The organism is Saccharophagus sp. K07 (assembly GCF_014336955.1).
GTDB lineage: Bacteria > Pseudomonadota > Gammaproteobacteria > Pseudomonadales > Cellvibrionaceae > UBA5868.
Genome location: NZ_QRAI01000001.1, coordinates 701,245 through 715,875 on the forward strand (window position 1 = coordinate 701,245; position 14,631 = coordinate 715,875).

The window sequence follows — 14,631 nt, forward strand, 5'->3', positions numbered from 1 at the left end:
TACCTTGTTCTTACATAAATATTGTTTTGTAGTAGCTCTTTGCTGGACCGGAATGCGCTTCCGGACGGCCAGATTTCCATAAATGCGCGGCCATATTGGAGTACTCAAGGTCTTTTTTCACTGTTTGCTGATGGTGCCGCCCACCCGCTTTACCTAGATGCGGCTCCCATTCTCTTATTCTTGTTGGTTGTGCATTAAACGATTTTTGTTCCATAAAGTCCATGACCCCCGCTGAAGCGAAGCTTATCCTTTGATTTTAGGCTCCGGCTTTATAGGAGGAGGCCTGGCAATGAATGCTGTTGATGACCTGTCGATCGCATCCTAAGTCTTTGATAATGCAATTATGTTTTAGAGTGGCATAATGCATCACCTGGTGGCTAGCGCATCAAAAAAAATCTTGGTTCGACGATTGCCTTTGCCTCCTTACTTGTGTAAAGTTTGCCGCCTTTGCAGGACGGCCCCTACGCCATCAATCCTGCACAAATATTAGGTGAGGTGTCCGAGTGGTCGAAGGAGCACGCCTGGAAAGTGTGTAAGTCGAAAGGCTTCGAGGGTTCGAATCCCTCCCTCACCGCCAAACAAAAAAGCCCCAGATTTGGGGCTTTTTTTTTGAGCGCGGTGAGGGAGGGTGAGAACCCTCGCGGTTCGACCAATCGTCTGGAACGATTGGGACCGACCAATGGGAGCCCGAAGGGCAAAGCGCAGGAGCGCTTTGGTCCATCCCGACCCCGGACATGCCACATTCGGCGAAAGAAGCTGTTTGCCTTCCAGTACCGACAAAAAAGCCCCAGATTTGGGGCTTTTTTTTTGAGCGCGGTGAGGGAGGGTGAGAACCCTCGTGGTTCGACCAATCGTCTGGAACGATTGGGACCGACCAACGGGAGCCCGAAGGGCAAAGCGCAGGAGCGCTTTGGTCCATCCCTCCTCGGACCTGCCACATTCGGCGAAAGAAGCTGTTTGCCTTCCAGTACCGACAAAAAAGCCCCAGATTTGGGGCTTTTTTTTTGAGCGCGGTGAGGGAGGGTGAGAACCCTCGCGGTTCGACCAATCGTCTGGAACGATTGGGACCGACCAACGGGAGCCCGAAGGGCAAAGCGCAGGAGCGCTTTGGTCCATCCCTCCTCGGACCTGCCACATTCGGCGAAAGAAACTGTTTGCCTTCCAGCACCGACAAAAAAGCCCCAGATTTGGGGCTTTTTTTTGAGCGCGGTGAGGGAGGGTGAGAACCCTCGCGGTTCGACCAATCGTCAGGAACGATTGGGACCGACCAACGGGAGCCCGAAGGGCAAAGCGCAGGAAGCGCTTTGGTCCATCCCTCCCCGAATGTGGCCACGTTTTTGCGAAAAGCTTGTTTTAGGCTTTCCCTCACCCTAACCCTCCCAGAGGGTGAGGGGATTTGGTCCACCCTCTGGGACAATTGGTGCGCCCAAGAGGGTGCCAAACAAAAAGCCCCTTATGGGGCTTTTTGTAGAGGCGCGAAGGTAATAAGGGGGCTTCAGTCCCTATGCCGCCCAATCTGCTCCAAATCCTCCTCGGATACCGTTTCCCCCGGAATCCTATGCCCCTCAGAAGCCCATTCCCCCAAATCAATCAGCTTGCAGCGGCGCGAACAAAAAGGCCGCTCCGGGAACGCAGGAGTCATTAATACTTCTTTTTTGCAGGTAGGGCATTTGACGGAAAGAGTTTTGATAGTCATGGATCTAGCCGGAAAAATTCATCATCTGGAGGTAGTGCTGCAACAGGGTATCGCCCCATATAAAAGCAATAAAACCAGCGACCGCCAAGTAGGGGCCAAAGGGCAGAGGTTTGGCTTTGTCGCGGCCCATAAGTGCTATAGCTCCCAGGCCAAGCAGGGCACCTACGGCGGAGGAAAGCAGAATAATCAGTGGCAGATATTGCCAACCCATCCAGGCTCCCAGTGCAGCAAGAAGCTTGAAGTCTCCGTACCCCATGCCTTCTTTACCAGTAATCAGTTTAAACGCCCAATACACCAGCCATAGTGACAAATAGCCAGCAATAGCCCCTATAACGGAGCTTTCCAGATCGGTATAGGTGTTAAAAAGATTGGCAATTATGCCCAGCCACATAAGTGGCAGAGTGATGGAGTCGGGTAGCAGGTAATGATCGGCATCGATCATGGTCAGGCAGATCAATGACCACAAAAACACAAACCCAAACAAGGTTTCAGTGGTTGCCCCAAAATGCCAGAAAACCAGTGCTCCGAGTGCAGCTGTGGTGGCTTCTATGATGGGATAGCGAGGGGAAATCTTTGTTTTGCAATTAGCGCAAGCGCCCTTTAAAAACACATAGCTTAAAACAGGAATATTTTGCCAGGGCTTTATCGGTGTATTGCACTTAGGGCAACGGGAATTGGGATAGGCAAGATTAAATTTTTCTGCTTTTTGTTCGGATTTTTTTGCTGCTGGATGACCTTGTTCGCGCAGGTATTCATCGCACTCCTGCTTCCAGTCGTTTTGCATCATCACCGGCAGGCGATAAATCACGACATTCAGAAAACTGCCGACGGCAAGCCCCAAAAAAACAACGCCAATCCATATTGTGATTGGCGCTGCTGCGTAGAATTCGGCAAAAGACATTAAACAACTTGACCCAATTGGAAGATTGGAAGGTACATGGCCACCATTAGGCCTCCCACCAAAATGCCCAAGACTGCCATGATCATGGGTTCGAGAAGAGATGTCAGGCTATCCACCAAATTATCAACCGCTTCTTCGTAGTAGGTTGCAACCTTGTCCAGCATTTCGTCCAAGGAACCGGACTCTTCGCCGATAGTGGTCATCTGTAGCAACATAGAAGGAAACATTTTTGTTTGCCGTAGAGCGACATTTAGCTGCGTACCTGTTGCTACTTCATCTCTCACGCGCAAGACGGCAGATTCATAAATTGCATTGCCGGTGGCGCCTGCGACTGATTCCAATGCATCAATTAAAGGTACGCCTGCAGCAAAGGTAGTTGAAAGAGTGCGGGAAAAACGAGCAACAATCGATTGGTAGACAATTTGTCCTATTACTGGAATGCGTAGAACCAGCCTGTCTAGTAGTACAGCAAATGATTTGTTTCTTTGTTTGAGTCTCTTGAAAATGAATCCCGCAGCAATGACAACCACTAACGCGCGGAGCCAATGTTCTTGTGCGATGTTAGACAATCCAAGAACGAATAAAGTAAACGCAGGAAGATCTGCGCCAAAGCTGCTGAATGTTTCGGCGAACTGAGGGACAACCTTAACCAACAAAATGCCGGTAACAACTATAGCGACCACAATAACTGCAATCGGATAAGTCATCGCCTTTTTAATTTTCGCCTTTAAACGTTCAGTCTTTTCTTTATAGGTAGCAATTCGATCCAGCATGGTTTCCAAAGAGCCTGATTGCTCACCGGATTCAACCAAGTTGCAAAACAGATCGTCAAAATATTTGGGGTGCTTGCGCAAGGAAAGAGCAAAACCTGAGCCTGCTGCGACATCTTCGCGAATAGATCGAATCAATTCTGCCAAGGCTGGATTGTCAACACCATCTGCCACAATGTCGAAACTCTGCACCAGAGGCACACCAGCTTTCATCATGGTTGCCATCTGTCGGGTAAATATGGCGATATCCAGCGGTTTGATTTTCTTTTTGCCGCCAAACAAGGGTTTTGGTTTTTTGCGCACATTTTGCACGCGAATACCTTGCTTGAGCAGTTGCGCCTTAACGATCGCGGAACTGGTGCCGGTTATTTCTCCCTCTACCTTTTTGCCTTTTTTATCGACGCCTTTGTAGAGAAATACATCTGGAGCGTGTGTCGCCATACGTTAATCCTTGGTTACGCGGTTGGCTTCTTCTAGGCTTGTGAGGCCAATGGCCGCTTTGCGCAGTGCTGCTGTGCGCAAGTCAAAAAAGCCCTCGCGCTTGGCTGCTTCCGCAATTTGGATTGAATTTCCACCTTCCATTATAATCCGCGAAATTTCCGGCGTGATGCGAACTACCTCATAGACGCCGACCCGTCCCTTGTATCCATTTACGCATTTATCGCATCCCACAGGGTGGAATAGCGTCAGTTCCTCGCGCGGAATGCCGATATCAAAAAAGCCCTCCTCGCGCAGAATTTCTTCGGGAATATCGCGCGCTTCTTTTTTGCAGTGCGGGCATAAGCGCCGTGCCAGCCGCTGGGCAATGATCAGGCTCACAGTGGTAGCTACGTTAAAGGTGGGAACCCCCATGTTCAGCAAGCGGGTGAGGGTTTCCGGCGCGCTATTGGTGTGAAGTGTAGACAACACCAAGTGACCCGTCTGCGCGGCCTTGATAGCAATTTCTGCAGTTTCCAAGTCCCGAATCTCGCCCACCATCACAATATCCGGGTCTTGACGCAGGAAAGAGCGCAAGGCTTCTGCGAAAGTAAGGCCCACTTTGGTATTGACGTTAACCTGGTTGATCCCCTCAAGGTTGATTTCCACTGGGTCTTCCGCAGTGGAAATATTGCGCTCGGGAGTGTTGAGAATGTTGAGACCGGTATAAAGAGAAACGGTTTTTCCGGAACCTGTAGGGCCAGTAACCAGAATCATACCTTGTGGTTGCGCCAAGGCATCCAGGTACATCTTCTTCTGGAAATCCTCGTATCCCAGTGCGTCGATACCCAATTTTGCACTGGACGGGTCGAGAATCCGCAATACGATCTTTTCCCCAAAGAGCGTCGGCAGTGAGTTCACGCGGAAGTCAATGGCGCGTGTTTTGGAGATTTTCATCTTGATGCGACCGTCTTGGGGGACGCGCCGCTCGGAGATGTCCATTTGGGACATAACTTTTAGACGGGCTGCCAAACGAATAGCCAAGTTGGCTGGTGGCCGGGCCATTTCCTGCAAAATGCCGTCAATGCGGAATCTGACGCGGTAACTCTTCTCGTAAGGCTCAAAATGGATATCCGATGCCCCCATTTTGATTGCGTCCAGTAAAACTTTATTGACGAAGCGAACAATCGGAGCCTCGTCAACATCTGAAGAGTCATCGGCTTTGGCTTTGGAATCTTCTACTGCCTCAATGTCCAGTCCTTCCAGCCCTTCTTCATCCAATCCTCCGAGGGCATCTCCCAGGCTTTCTTCTGCAGCGTTTAGATATGCATCAATGCGAGGAAGAAGCTTGTCAGCCTCTACCAGAATGGCTTCTGTGGTCAGTCCGGTGTTGAACTTGATTTCATCCAAGGCGTGAAGATTGGTGGGATCCACTACTGCCACAAACAGGCGGTTACCACGTTTAAATAATGGTAACGCGTTGTGCTTTGAGACAAGTTTAGGATCAACCAGTTTGTTGGGGATATTAGCCTGGGGGATTGCGTTTAGATCAAAGACAGGAGTACCGAATTCGTCAGATGCCGCTTGGCAAATGGCCTTCGCGCTGACCTTACCGATCAGCTCAAACGGCAGCGGGTGGCCATTTTTCTGTGCATTGAGAATGGCCTGGCGAGCAAAATCTTCGTCGATAAGGCCGTCGCGCACCAAACGTCGGGCGAGGCCGCTGATAGTCACATTAGGGCTGCTCATGAAGCTTAATTCGGGGTTAGTAGACTGTGTTATTGCTTATTATAGTCGGGTCAGGCATTTCAACAGTTTTATTGCGTTTAGTCCAGCGCCTAGCGGAACTGGCGAAACCCGCCTTGGGTGACGCTAAATGTCACAATTTGCCTTGTTGTGTTGATGCTGAAACCGAATGCGCGCCAGTTTATGAAGAGATTTCTCGGGAAAATGATTAAATATCAAAGGGTTGCGCTCTTGGCATACGCTTTGTATCCCCTCGGTCACCATCCAACAAGGTTGAGGATTACCTCCATGAAAAAGCAACAAGGTTTTACATTAATTGAATTGATGATTGTGGTTGCAATCATTGGTATTTTGGCAGCCGTTGCGTTGCCAGCTTATGAAAACTACACGCGTAAAGCGCGGTTGTCGGAAGTTGTGCTTGCAGCAAGCGCTTGCCGCACTACTGTAACTGAGCGATATCAAACCGCTACTGCTGCTCCGGGCGCAGGCAATTGGGGTTGTGAGTCTGCAAGTGGTACGACTCAGTTTGTGAGTGGGGTTTCAACCAATGCGCACGGTGCTATTCGTGTTCAGGTAGATAATATCCACTCGAGTATTGATGGCGCTTACATCTATCTTGAGCCTTTAAAAGCTGATGGTACTGCAATGGTAACTACCACAGATTTGGGTGATGCGGTTCACCAATGGCAATGCGGTGGCTCTAGCGCAGCTTTGTTGGCGCTGCTCCCAGGTTCATGCTCTCATAATTACGCAACAACACCACCTACTGGAACGTTTGCTCCATAATTTTTGATTTTTTGAATAAAAAGGGCGCTTAGCGCCCTTTTTTTTTGGTGATTCTTTATGAGAATGCTCTATATAGTTTCTGGTTCGGTAATGATCTTGGCATGGGTTATTCCAGATCACTATTTGCCCTGGAGGGCATTTTATAACGAATTTTTTTCTTTTCTTGCCTTTCTTTTTCTTTGGGGTTCGCAGATTGCTAACAGGAAATATATTTCCTGTTTTGTGTTTGTAGGCATAATCGTACTCGCTTTCATTTTTATTCAATACGGCCTTGGCATTTACTTTTTTCGCTCCGATGCTGTGATGGCCGGAATTTATATCGGCTCCGCGCTATTGGCGTATCAGCTTGGATTGTCACTTAAGCGAAACAGCGAGATATTTTGGCTGGCAGTTGTTTTAGCTGTAGGGGGAGGAATAAATGCCCTGATTGGTATCGCACAATGGTTGCAAGTTGAGTCCTTCTGGACCATCCCGCAGTCTGGGGGGCGGTCTGAGGGGAATTTGGGGCAGGCTAATAATTATGCAACCTTGTTGGTTTGGGCATTGGTGGCAAACATCTATTTGTTTTTGAATCGCGCAACATCTTTTGCATTTTTCTTGTTTTTGGGTTTTTTGCTAATTGCAGGGATTTTGGTGTCAGAATCTCGAACGCCTATTGTTCAGCTTTGTTTTGTTTTTGTTTGGTTGTTTTGGGGGTGTAGAGGTTTTGTTTCTATAGACGAACGAATTAAAGCGAGTGTTCCGATCGTTATATATGGGGTTGCCTATCTGTTTTACCCAATGCTGGATGCGGTGTGGAATTTTTCGGATCCGGAAGGCGTCAGATTGGTTACTGGAAGCTACGGAAAACGAGTGGCGATATGGCTAAGTTTAGCTCCTGCAGTTTTGAATTCACCACCTCTTGGATATGGAGTTGGGCAGGTCAGTGTGGCGCAGTTTTCATATTTAAATGAATTTGCCGAAACAGTAGAGATGGTTGAGCATAGCCATAATTTAATAATTGATATGGTGGTATGGTTTGGACCGGTTTTGGGTGGGGGGCTTGCTCTTTTTATTTTGATCTGGATTGCCCGGCGGTATTTTCAGAGAATATCCGGGAATGAATGGTTTCTGTTGGCGATTATTGCTGTGGTGCTTATTCATTCCATGCTCGAGTACCCTATCGAATATGCATATTTTCTTTTGCCTGTCGCTTTTGTTCTTGGGCTTGCAGACAGAAATAAGGTGAAACTTGCTGAAATTGCGGTCGGCAGATTTTTTTATAGCGGAACCTTGCTGGTTCTAATGATCGTTGGTGCAGGAGTGATATGGCGAGAATATAGGGTTTTGGAAGAGGATCATAGGCTGATGCGTGGGCAGAATTTTGGCCTGCCTATAGATGGGAAGATTAATTTGTCCCAATCGGTCGCTGTTATAGATGGTGAAAGAGAATATATTCAATTCGCGAGAAAAAAAGCGCACGCGGATATGTCAGAAACAGATTTGCTTTGGATGAAGATGGTGGTGTATCGATATCCCTTCCCTGTTTTGATTTACAGGTATAGTGTGGCGCTTGCTTTAAATAACAGGGAGGCCGAAGGATATCTGGAGCTGCAAAAAATCAAACACCTATATGGAGAAACACTCTATGAATATTACAAGTATTTTATGGAGGGTTCTGTTGCTGCTGGTCGGGAGGTTTGAGTAAGTCATTGGAAATATTGATTGTCTGCGGGTTAGTACTTTTCTCTTAGTCTAGATAGCGACTACGGATGCCGCCCCGTGGAAGAGTAATTTCCCCAAGGAATTCTTCTGTTGGTGTCTGAATACGCTTGACATTGTCAAGCCGATTGGTAAGATGGCGGCCCTCCGCATGGGGGTCCTCCGAAGTATGGCTAGGTAGCTCAGCTGGTTAGAGCACGGCACTCATAATGCCGGGGTCGCGAGTTCAAGTCTCGCCCTAGCCACCATCACTTAAGACTTTCCGTCATAGCCCATTTGAAATCTTCAAAGCTATTAGCATTTTTAATTGCTGTGGGACCGTATTGCATTCTTGCGCTTTGTTAGAAAGCTTTAGTTGTTCTCCGCTTTAACCCTCGCCTCCCTCTGATTAACCCTATTCCAAATAAACTCAACCAAATGGACCAGGATATACCCCGTAACCAATCCCAATATATTGGCCACCATATCTCTAGGGTCGAAGTGGCGGCCGGGGGAGAGCCATTGGCCGAATTCCATGGCGATGGAGTAGGGGATTAGCAGGAGTAGAAGAACGACAAGTTTGAGGCGACCCATTAGGGCTACGCAGGCGGACAGCATTAGGAGAAGGTTGCCCATAAAGTGCAAGGATTTGTCGGATGTGGCAACGCCTTTGACGTATTCGGCGGGCATCAGGGCAAATGTGGAAAATACGGCTAGCGCTATGAGGAATTGGCCGATACGGATGCAAAAAAACAGGCGGCTTTTCAGGAAGCGGTCGATAAAGCTGATCATGATCTAGTTGGGAATCCGTATTGCGAAACCGGCGCCGCCCAGTTTGGACCGAAAGATGTCGATACTTCCACCGTAGCTGCTCAAGATATCCACCGCTACTGCAAGCCCAATGCCCTGGCCGGGTGTGGCGGTATCTGCACGCGTTCCGCGAGTCAAAATCGTTTGCTGCACCTCGGCGTTGACTCCCGGACCGTCGTCCTCGACGATCACCGCAAGTTCCCGACCTTGCTGTTGTGCAGAAATGGCCACGGAGTGTCGCCCGTACTTGCAAGCGTTGTCAATCAAGTTGCCGAGCAGCTCCATCAGGTCTGCCTCGTCGCCGTGAAAGTGGAGGTTGTCCGGAATCTTCTGGCTGAACTGCACCCCTTTGGTTTGATAGACCTTCTGCAGCGCACGCACCAGCCTCTCAATTAGGGGTTTTACAGGTACTGTGCTGGAGTGACTCGCTTGGGTTACTTGAGCGCTGGCGCGGCGCAATTGATGATCGACGATGGTGGACATACGGGACACTTGTTCGTCGACAATCTGGGCCAGAGCTTCAGGGCTGAGGTTTTGGTTATTTTCCAGATGACCGCGAATAACTGCCAAAGGTGTTTTGAGACTATGGGCGAGGTCTGACAAGGTGTTGCGATAGCGTTCCCGCTGGGCGCGCTCACTGCGCAACACACTGTTGAGGTTGTCGGTAACCGGTTGGATTTCGGCGGGGTAGGTGCCTGGCAGTTGTTCCAGGCCTTCCTCTACCCGCTTTAGGTCGGCGGCGAGTTTGCGCAGAGGGGATAGGCCCCACTTGGCGATTAGCGTTTGCACCAGGGCCAATAACAAGGCCATGCCGCCGAGCCATTTCCATAATCGTTTCTGGTAGGCCTCGAGCTCGTTGATCATGGGCTCCCGGCTGTGCATAGCGACAAAGCGATAGCCGTGTTCCTTGTTGTTGATATCCCAAACCGTGTCGTAACTGACAGCGTAGTATTCGCGCCCGTCGATCAGCGTGCTGAAGAACTGCATTCGGCCTGGGCTGAAATTGGTGGTCGGTGTGGGCAGGCTCTCAGGGGCAATCAGTTCGCTGGAAAGTGAACGCCATTGAAGGGCGCCTTGGGAGTTCACCACCCAACCCATCAAGCCTGAATTCACCGCGCTGTAGCGGGGTTCGCTCAGTTCTGTGGGCAGTTTTAAGCCTTTTTCGCTCGGTTCAGCGGCTCCGAGAAGGATATAGATTTGCCCGCTCAGTGCGTCGCGCTCGGCGGTACGCAGGCTTCTCTGATAGGCGTGATTGAGCATGGTTGCGCTGAACCCCAGCAGGAGCGGGAGCAGCAGCGCAGAGGCGAGGAAAAGTCGGGCGGTAAGTGATGTGGTGCGGGCGAACAGAGATTAATTTCCTTGTGCCTTGGCCATTGCCTGGAAGTCCGGATTGAAGCGGTAGCCCCGCCCACGCATGGTGGTAATCAGTTGCAAGCTGCCATCTGGATCGAGCTTTTTGCGCAGGCGACCGATAAATACTTCGATGACGTTGCTATCGCGTTCGAAATCCTGCTGATAAAGGTGTTCCGTAAGAACCGTCTTGGAAATGGCTTCGCCTGCGTGTACCGCCAGATACTCCAAAGTGTTGTATTCGTAGCTGGTGAGCTCAACGATTTCACCATTGCGGCTGACAGTTTTGGCGGCGGTGTCGATGACGATGGGGCCGAATTCCAGACGCGGAGAGGCATGCCCCGAGGCGCGGCGGATCAAGGCATTCACGCGGGCGCGCAGTTCTTCATTATGGAAGGGTTTGACCAGATAATCGTCTGCACCAGCTTCCAGACCTTCCACCTTGTCTTGCCAGTTGCCTCGGGCGGTCAGGATAAGAATCGGGTATTGCTTACCAACCCCGCGAGCTTTTTTGATCAGCTCTATGCCGTCCAGGAAAGGGAGGCCTATATCAATAATGGCCAGGTCGTAGTCGTATTCCTGGGCGAAATACAGTCCCTCGCGACCGTCAGCAGCCTGATCCACTGCGAAGCCTTGCTGCGTAAGAAAGTCCACCAGCTGCTTGCGAATTGATTCTTCATCTTCCACTACCAGCAAACGCATAGCCTGCTCCTTGATGATATGGGTTAGATAATTCTGCCGCTGTTGCCGTCCACGGTGACGATTTTGATTCGCCCACCATCCAGTAACAGCTTGACACGATAAATGGTTTTGCCGTCGGAGTTGACCTCTTCAACGGTCAGCACCCGGCCGCCGTGAGCGGAGCGCGCAATATCGGCAGCTTTCGATTTGTCCGTGCGGCCTTGCCCTTGGGCATACTGCATGGGCCCTTGGGTGTACTGCCTGGGTCCTTGGGCGTACGGCATGGATTCGCGCATGTGCTTGGGCGCTGCCCAGGAAAACACGGGCATCACTGCCAGTGACAGTAAAAAAGAGGCCAGCCTTCTCTTGGTTGTACTGATCATCATGTAGAAACCGAGTTAAGTCTCGTCATACGGGATTATGAAAGGCGTTTGCAGTAGAGCAAAGCCGCGCTTGCCAATGGACCGCATTGCCTTTTTTCTGTTCAGTTGTGGCGGACCTAGTTGTTTTGGTGATATGGCTTGGATGAAGACTAGGCTCGTTAACCTGAATATAGGCTGAAGTGTTTACTTGCTGCATTAGCCTATCGTGTTATCTGACTTTTTATCGGATTGCCCCTGTCTATTGATTATTGAGCTACAGCTGTTCGCTCAGCCAGTTTTGAATCGCCTCATAGCTCAAAAAGTGCTTGGCCGGTTGGTGGCTTTCTTCGTGCTGCTTTGTATTGGTATAGCGGAAACGAATGCACCGCATTCCAGCTGCTGTAGCGGATTTTTCGCCGTTATCGCTGTCTTCTATCGCGAGGCAATGCTCAACTGGCACGCCCAGGCGGTGGGCGGCGAGTTGGTAAACATCTGGGGCAGGTTTGTTTTGGGCGACATCATCCTTGCAAACCACCGTCTGAAAATATTCGCTCAATCCGTGAAACTGAATGCTGTGGGTAACTTCGTCTCTGCTCGCTCCGGTGGCGACAGCCAGTGGGATGTTGCGCAGGCGGAGGTGGCGCAGCAGGGCATCCGCACCGGGCATTAAAGGAAACCCCTGTTGTGTCAAGAAGGACTGCAGGTGTTTTTGTTTGCTCGAGAGTAGTGCGCCGGGCTCTATATCAAGGTTAAACTTAGCGGCTAACCACGTGGCGGAGTATATCGAGGGCATGCCCGACAAGTGGCGGCTGTATTCCTCTTCGGACAGATCGACTTTGTGATGCCGCAAGACGGCTTGCCAGCATTGCAAATGTACCGGTTCTGAGTTCACAAGCGTGCCATCGTGATCGAATATGACGGCGCGAATAGGAAGACTGGGCATGATCAATCAAGCTCGGTAAGTCGTGTAGAGGTTCAGCCGCGCGAAAACAGGCCATATTACACAGGCGAAACCGAGCGTTACAAATCTTGTCATCAGCTTATCTCGCCTTTTGTGCAACCTTTGCTGCCCGCTGTATTCGGTATCTGCTTTGCTGTTTTGGGATGACGAGGCATAAAAATAATCATATGAAATCCTGTCACATCATCATTTTGCCCCTTCTGGTCTTGTCGTTTACCGGCTGTGCTCAGAAGCGATTAATTGAGGCTCTGCAGGCGTCGCAGCAGACCTCTGAACAGCGAATCCTTGTCCAGGAGGAGCAGTTGGCGACGCAGCGTCAACAGATATCCTATCTGGAAGAGCGCAATTTGGACCTTGCCGATGCGCTCTTCGATCTCCAGCAGGAAATCGAAAATCTCAAATTCAGCCAAAAACACCAATCTTCTCAGGCCAAATCCATTTCCCCAAAACCTTCTCAAGCCACCTCAGAAAAACCTGCAATGCAAGAGCCGCAGGTGGATGAGTCGGGCAAGGTGATTCTCGGCACGGTAGAGTGGGTTTGGTTCGATGTCATGGGTGGTAGCGTTGAGGCCCAGCTCGACGATAAACTCCGGTCCTCCTCTATTTATGCCAGCAATATTCAGTTGTTTGAGCGCGACGGCGACCAATGGGTTCGTTTTCAGCTGGCGCCAGCTTCCTCGGACGACACCGGGGCAGGGCCGTACGAGTCTCCGCTATTGCGCAAAGTTCGTGTGCGTCCTGCCAACGGCGATGACCCTGAGAGCAGGCCGATTGTACGGCTGAAAGTGAAGTTGGGAACTTTGATCGAGGACACCGAATTTACCCTGGTCAACCGAGATACCGCCGAATCCCCCGTCGTTCTGGGCCGCTCCTTCCTGCGTGACATAGCTGTTGTCGATGAAAAACGCCAGCACACGCAACGCAAGCATTCCGAGAATTCCTCCCTATGAGTAAATCCGTCTCTTCCACCCGGGTTCCGCTGTACGTTTTGGTGCTCGGATTAATAGGTGCGGGCCTGTTTTTGACGTTCTATCGCCATTACACGTTTGACGTTCCGTGGTTGCCGGATGCCAAACGGCAGATCTGGTCCATCGAAGCCAAAGTCGAGTTTGAAGCGCTTGGACAACCGGTAAAGCTATCCCTGGCAGTACCGGATAATCAACCTGGGTTTGAGCGTGTATCTGAGCACACGGCGAGCCCCGGTTACGGCCTAGCGTTCGTAGACGAAGGTGTGAAGCGGCGCGCCGAGTGGTCCATTCGCGAAGCAAAGGGCCGGCAGACCTTGTATTACCAGGTCGATATGCTCTTTGACGAAGACTCTTTCAATGTCACCGAAGGTGTGCCCCCGGTTATAGAAACCGTAACCTATGCCGGACCGGAGCAGACCGCGGTAACCCAGCTACTGCAGCGAGCGCGGGCGCGTTCGGCGGATGCGTTCACTATGACGCGCGAGCTGATTGCGGAATTCAACAACGAAACCCAGTTGGCGCAGCTGCTGGTGCAGCAGAAGTCGCGCGAACGGCGTTTGGTGGAGATGTTGAACCTCGCCGGTATTCCGGCGCGAGTCGTACAGACCCTGTTTTTGGAAGACGGCCGACGGCGCCAGACCTTGGTGAGCTATCTGCAAGTATTCTCCGGAGACCAATACGCCTTGTTCGATCCGCAAACGGGTCAGCAGGGGCAGATGGAGAATCAGTTGCTGTGGGAGCAGAACTCAAGCTCATTGCTGGATTTGGTTGGTGGGCGTGATTCTGCGGTCACCTTTTCGATCATTAGTCAGGAAGTGCCGGCTTCCCGCATCTATCAGGAAAAAGTGGCCCACCTGAAAAACGCCATGGACTTCTCCATTCACAGTCTGCCGCTGGAAGAGCAGGCCATGTTCAAAGGCATTCTGCTGATTCCTGTGGGTGTTCTAGTGGTCGTAATCATGCGCATTCTGGTCGGTATCCGCACTTCGGGTACGTTTATGCCGGTGCTGATTGCGCTGGCGTTTATCCAGACGAGTTTGATTACCGGATTGGTCGGCTTTTTTCTGATCGTTGGCGTCGGTCTGATGATCAGGTCTTATTTGTCGCGCCATAACCTGCTGCTGGTGGCGAGGATATCCGCAGTAATCATCTCGGTCATTGTCATTATTGCGGCATTCTCCGTACTGGCTTATGGCTTGGGATTGGCGGAAGGACTAAAAGTCACCTTCTTCCCTATGATCATCCTGTCATGGACTATCGAGCGCATGTCCATTTTGTGGGAAGAAGAGGGCGCCAAAGAGGTGTTTATCCAGGGCGGTGGATCTCTTTTGGTGGCCGTCTTGGCCTATCTGGTGATGATCAATCCAATCGTCCGCCATCTGATGTTCAACTTTATCGGTCTGCAATTTGTCTTTATGGCGCTGGTGCTGATGTGCGGTAATTACACCGGCTACCGCCTGAGCGAGTTGCGCCGTTTCAAACATCTGGTCCAAGAGCGCTGAT

14 protein-coding genes and 2 tRNA genes are annotated in these 14,631 nt (G+C 50.7%); 6 read left to right on the forward strand and 10 right to left on the reverse strand.

Annotation, left to right across the window (positions count from 1 at the left end):
• Window positions 1–10 precede the first annotated feature (10 nt).
• Window positions 11–223, reverse strand: coding sequence for a hypothetical protein (locus DWB84_RS02920; RefSeq protein WP_187408246.1), 213 nt, complete (start codon window positions 221–223; stop codon window positions 11–13).
• 266 nt (window positions 224–489) lie between these two features.
• Between DWB84_RS02920 and DWB84_RS02925 the strand changes: the two genes are divergently transcribed.
• Window positions 490–577 (forward strand) — tRNA-Ser (locus DWB84_RS02925).
• Window positions 578–1,495: 918 nt separating this feature from the next.
• On the opposite strand, the gene yacG is transcribed toward DWB84_RS02925, so the two are convergent.
• Genes yacG through pilB form a run of 4 tightly spaced genes read right to left on the reverse strand, consistent with a single transcriptional unit; the run spans window position 1,496 to window position 5,533 of the window.
• Window positions 1,496–1,696, reverse strand: a complete 201-nt coding sequence (gene yacG / locus DWB84_RS02930) for a DNA gyrase inhibitor YacG (protein WP_187408247.1) — start codon at window positions 1,694–1,696, stop codon at window positions 1,496–1,498.
• Between the two features lie 4 nt (window positions 1,697–1,700).
• On the reverse strand, window positions 1,701–2,597 hold the full coding sequence (locus DWB84_RS02935) for an A24 family peptidase (RefSeq protein WP_187408248.1): 897 nt from the start codon (window positions 2,595–2,597) through the stop codon (window positions 1,701–1,703).
• Window positions 2,597–3,808: a type II secretion system F family protein gene (locus tag DWB84_RS02940; protein ID WP_187408249.1), complete on the reverse strand. Its 1,212-nt coding sequence runs from the start codon at window positions 3,806–3,808 to the stop codon at window positions 2,597–2,599. The genes DWB84_RS02935 and DWB84_RS02940 overlap by 1 nt, the downstream gene beginning before the upstream one ends.
• A 3-nt stretch (window positions 3,809–3,811) precedes the next feature.
• Window positions 3,812–5,533 (reverse strand): type IV-A pilus assembly ATPase PilB, encoded by a 1,722-nt coding sequence (gene pilB, locus DWB84_RS02945; RefSeq protein ID WP_187408250.1) that lies wholly within the window; start codon window positions 5,531–5,533, stop codon window positions 3,812–3,814.
• A 285-nt stretch (window positions 5,534–5,818) separates the two neighbouring features.
• Here pilB and DWB84_RS02950 point away from each other — a divergent pair, with 285 nt between their 5' ends.
• The 3 genes from DWB84_RS02950 (at window position 5,819) to DWB84_RS02960 (ending at window position 8,265) form a co-directional block, all read left to right on the forward strand.
• A complete protein-coding gene (locus DWB84_RS02950) occupies window positions 5,819–6,316 on the forward strand; it encodes a prepilin-type N-terminal cleavage/methylation domain-containing protein (RefSeq protein ID WP_187408251.1) in 498 nt (165 codons plus the stop codon).
• 57 nt (window positions 6,317–6,373) lie between these two features.
• Window positions 6,374–7,999, forward strand: a complete 1,626-nt coding sequence (locus DWB84_RS02955) for a PglL family O-oligosaccharyltransferase (RefSeq protein ID WP_187408252.1) — start codon at window positions 6,374–6,376, stop codon at window positions 7,997–7,999.
• A 189-nt stretch (window positions 8,000–8,188) separates the two neighbouring features.
• Window positions 8,189–8,265, forward strand: a tRNA-Met gene (locus DWB84_RS02960).
• A 103-nt stretch (window positions 8,266–8,368) separates the two neighbouring features.
• Here the strand turns inward: DWB84_RS02960 and DWB84_RS02965 are convergent.
• The 5 genes from DWB84_RS02965 to DWB84_RS02985 all read right to left on the reverse strand — a co-directional run bounded on the left by DWB84_RS02965 (window position 8,369) and on the right by DWB84_RS02985 (window position 12,142).
• A complete protein-coding gene (locus DWB84_RS02965) occupies window positions 8,369–8,788 on the reverse strand; it encodes a VanZ family protein (protein ID WP_187408253.1) in 420 nt (139 codons plus the stop codon).
• Window positions 8,789–8,791: 3 nt separating this feature from the next.
• Window positions 8,792–10,066: an ATP-binding protein gene (locus DWB84_RS02970; RefSeq protein WP_187408254.1), complete on the reverse strand. Its 1,275-nt coding sequence runs from the start codon at window positions 10,064–10,066 to the stop codon at window positions 8,792–8,794.
• Window positions 10,067–10,156: 90 nt separating this feature from the next.
• Window positions 10,157–10,858, reverse strand: coding sequence for a response regulator transcription factor (locus DWB84_RS02975; RefSeq protein ID WP_187408255.1), 702 nt, complete (start codon window positions 10,856–10,858; stop codon window positions 10,157–10,159).
• A 23-nt stretch (window positions 10,859–10,881) separates the two neighbouring features.
• Window positions 10,882–11,223 carry a PepSY domain-containing protein gene (locus DWB84_RS02980; RefSeq protein ID WP_222867994.1) on the reverse strand — a complete coding sequence of 114 codons (342 nt, stop codon included), beginning with the start codon at window positions 11,221–11,223 and terminating at the stop codon, window positions 10,882–10,884.
• Between the two features lie 250 nt (window positions 11,224–11,473).
• Window positions 11,474–12,142, reverse strand: coding sequence for an HAD family phosphatase (locus DWB84_RS02985; RefSeq protein WP_187408256.1), 669 nt, complete (start codon window positions 12,140–12,142; stop codon window positions 11,474–11,476).
• 185 nt (window positions 12,143–12,327) lie between these two features.
• On the opposite strand from DWB84_RS02985, the gene DWB84_RS02990 reads away from it, so the two are divergent.
• Both DWB84_RS02990 and DWB84_RS02995 read left to right on the forward strand, forming a co-directional pair.
• Window positions 12,328–13,110 carry a RimK/LysX family protein gene (locus DWB84_RS02990; protein ID WP_187408257.1) on the forward strand — a complete coding sequence of 261 codons (783 nt, stop codon included), beginning with the start codon at window positions 12,328–12,330 and terminating at the stop codon, window positions 13,108–13,110.
• The gene (locus DWB84_RS02995) at window positions 13,107–14,630 is read left to right on the forward strand and encodes an inactive transglutaminase family protein (protein ID WP_187408258.1); all 1,524 of its coding nucleotides are present in this window, start codon (window positions 13,107–13,109) and stop codon (window positions 14,628–14,630) included. The genes DWB84_RS02990 and DWB84_RS02995 overlap by 4 nt, the downstream gene beginning before the upstream one ends.
• The last annotated feature ends 1 nt before the right edge of the window (window position 14,631 follow it).

What these genes read in the sequence shown, in the direction of transcription:
- DWB84_RS02975 (WP_187408255.1), bottom strand. Translation starts at nt 10,858, where the DNA reads ATGCGTTTGCTGGTAGTGGAAGATGAAGAATCAATTCGCAAGCAGCTG.
- DWB84_RS02920 (WP_187408246.1), bottom strand. Translation starts at nt 223, where the DNA reads ATGGACTTTATGGAACAAAAATCGTTTAATGCACAACCAACAAGAATA.
- DWB84_RS02980 (WP_222867994.1), bottom strand. Translation starts at nt 11,223, where the DNA reads ATGATGATCAGTACAACCAAGAGAAGGCTGGCCTCTTTTTTACTGTCA.
- DWB84_RS02950 (WP_187408251.1), top strand. Translation starts at nt 5,819, where the DNA reads ATGAAAAAGCAACAAGGTTTTACATTAATTGAATTGATGATTGTGGTT.
- DWB84_RS02995 (WP_187408258.1), top strand. Translation starts at nt 13,107, where the DNA reads ATGAGTAAATCCGTCTCTTCCACCCGGGTTCCGCTGTACGTTTTGGTG.
- yacG (WP_187408247.1), bottom strand. Translation starts at nt 1,696, where the DNA reads ATGACTATCAAAACTCTTTCCGTCAAATGCCCTACCTGCAAAAAAGAA.
- pilB (WP_187408250.1), bottom strand. Translation starts at nt 5,533, where the DNA reads ATGAGCAGCCCTAATGTGACTATCAGCGGCCTCGCCCGACGTTTGGTG.
- DWB84_RS02970 (WP_187408254.1), bottom strand. Translation starts at nt 10,066, where the DNA reads ATGCTCAATCACGCCTATCAGAGAAGCCTGCGTACCGCCGAGCGCGAC.
- DWB84_RS02990 (WP_187408257.1), top strand. Translation starts at nt 12,328, where the DNA reads ATGAAATCCTGTCACATCATCATTTTGCCCCTTCTGGTCTTGTCGTTT.
- DWB84_RS02985 (WP_187408256.1), bottom strand. Translation starts at nt 12,142, where the DNA reads ATGCCCAGTCTTCCTATTCGCGCCGTCATATTCGATCACGATGGCACG.
- DWB84_RS02940 (WP_187408249.1), bottom strand. Translation starts at nt 3,808, where the DNA reads ATGGCGACACACGCTCCAGATGTATTTCTCTACAAAGGCGTCGATAAA.
- DWB84_RS02965 (WP_187408253.1), bottom strand. Translation starts at nt 8,788, where the DNA reads ATGATCAGCTTTATCGACCGCTTCCTGAAAAGCCGCCTGTTTTTTTGC.
- DWB84_RS02955 (WP_187408252.1), top strand. Translation starts at nt 6,374, where the DNA reads ATGAGAATGCTCTATATAGTTTCTGGTTCGGTAATGATCTTGGCATGG.
- DWB84_RS02935 (WP_187408248.1), bottom strand. Translation starts at nt 2,597, where the DNA reads ATGTCTTTTGCCGAATTCTACGCAGCAGCGCCAATCACAATATGGATT.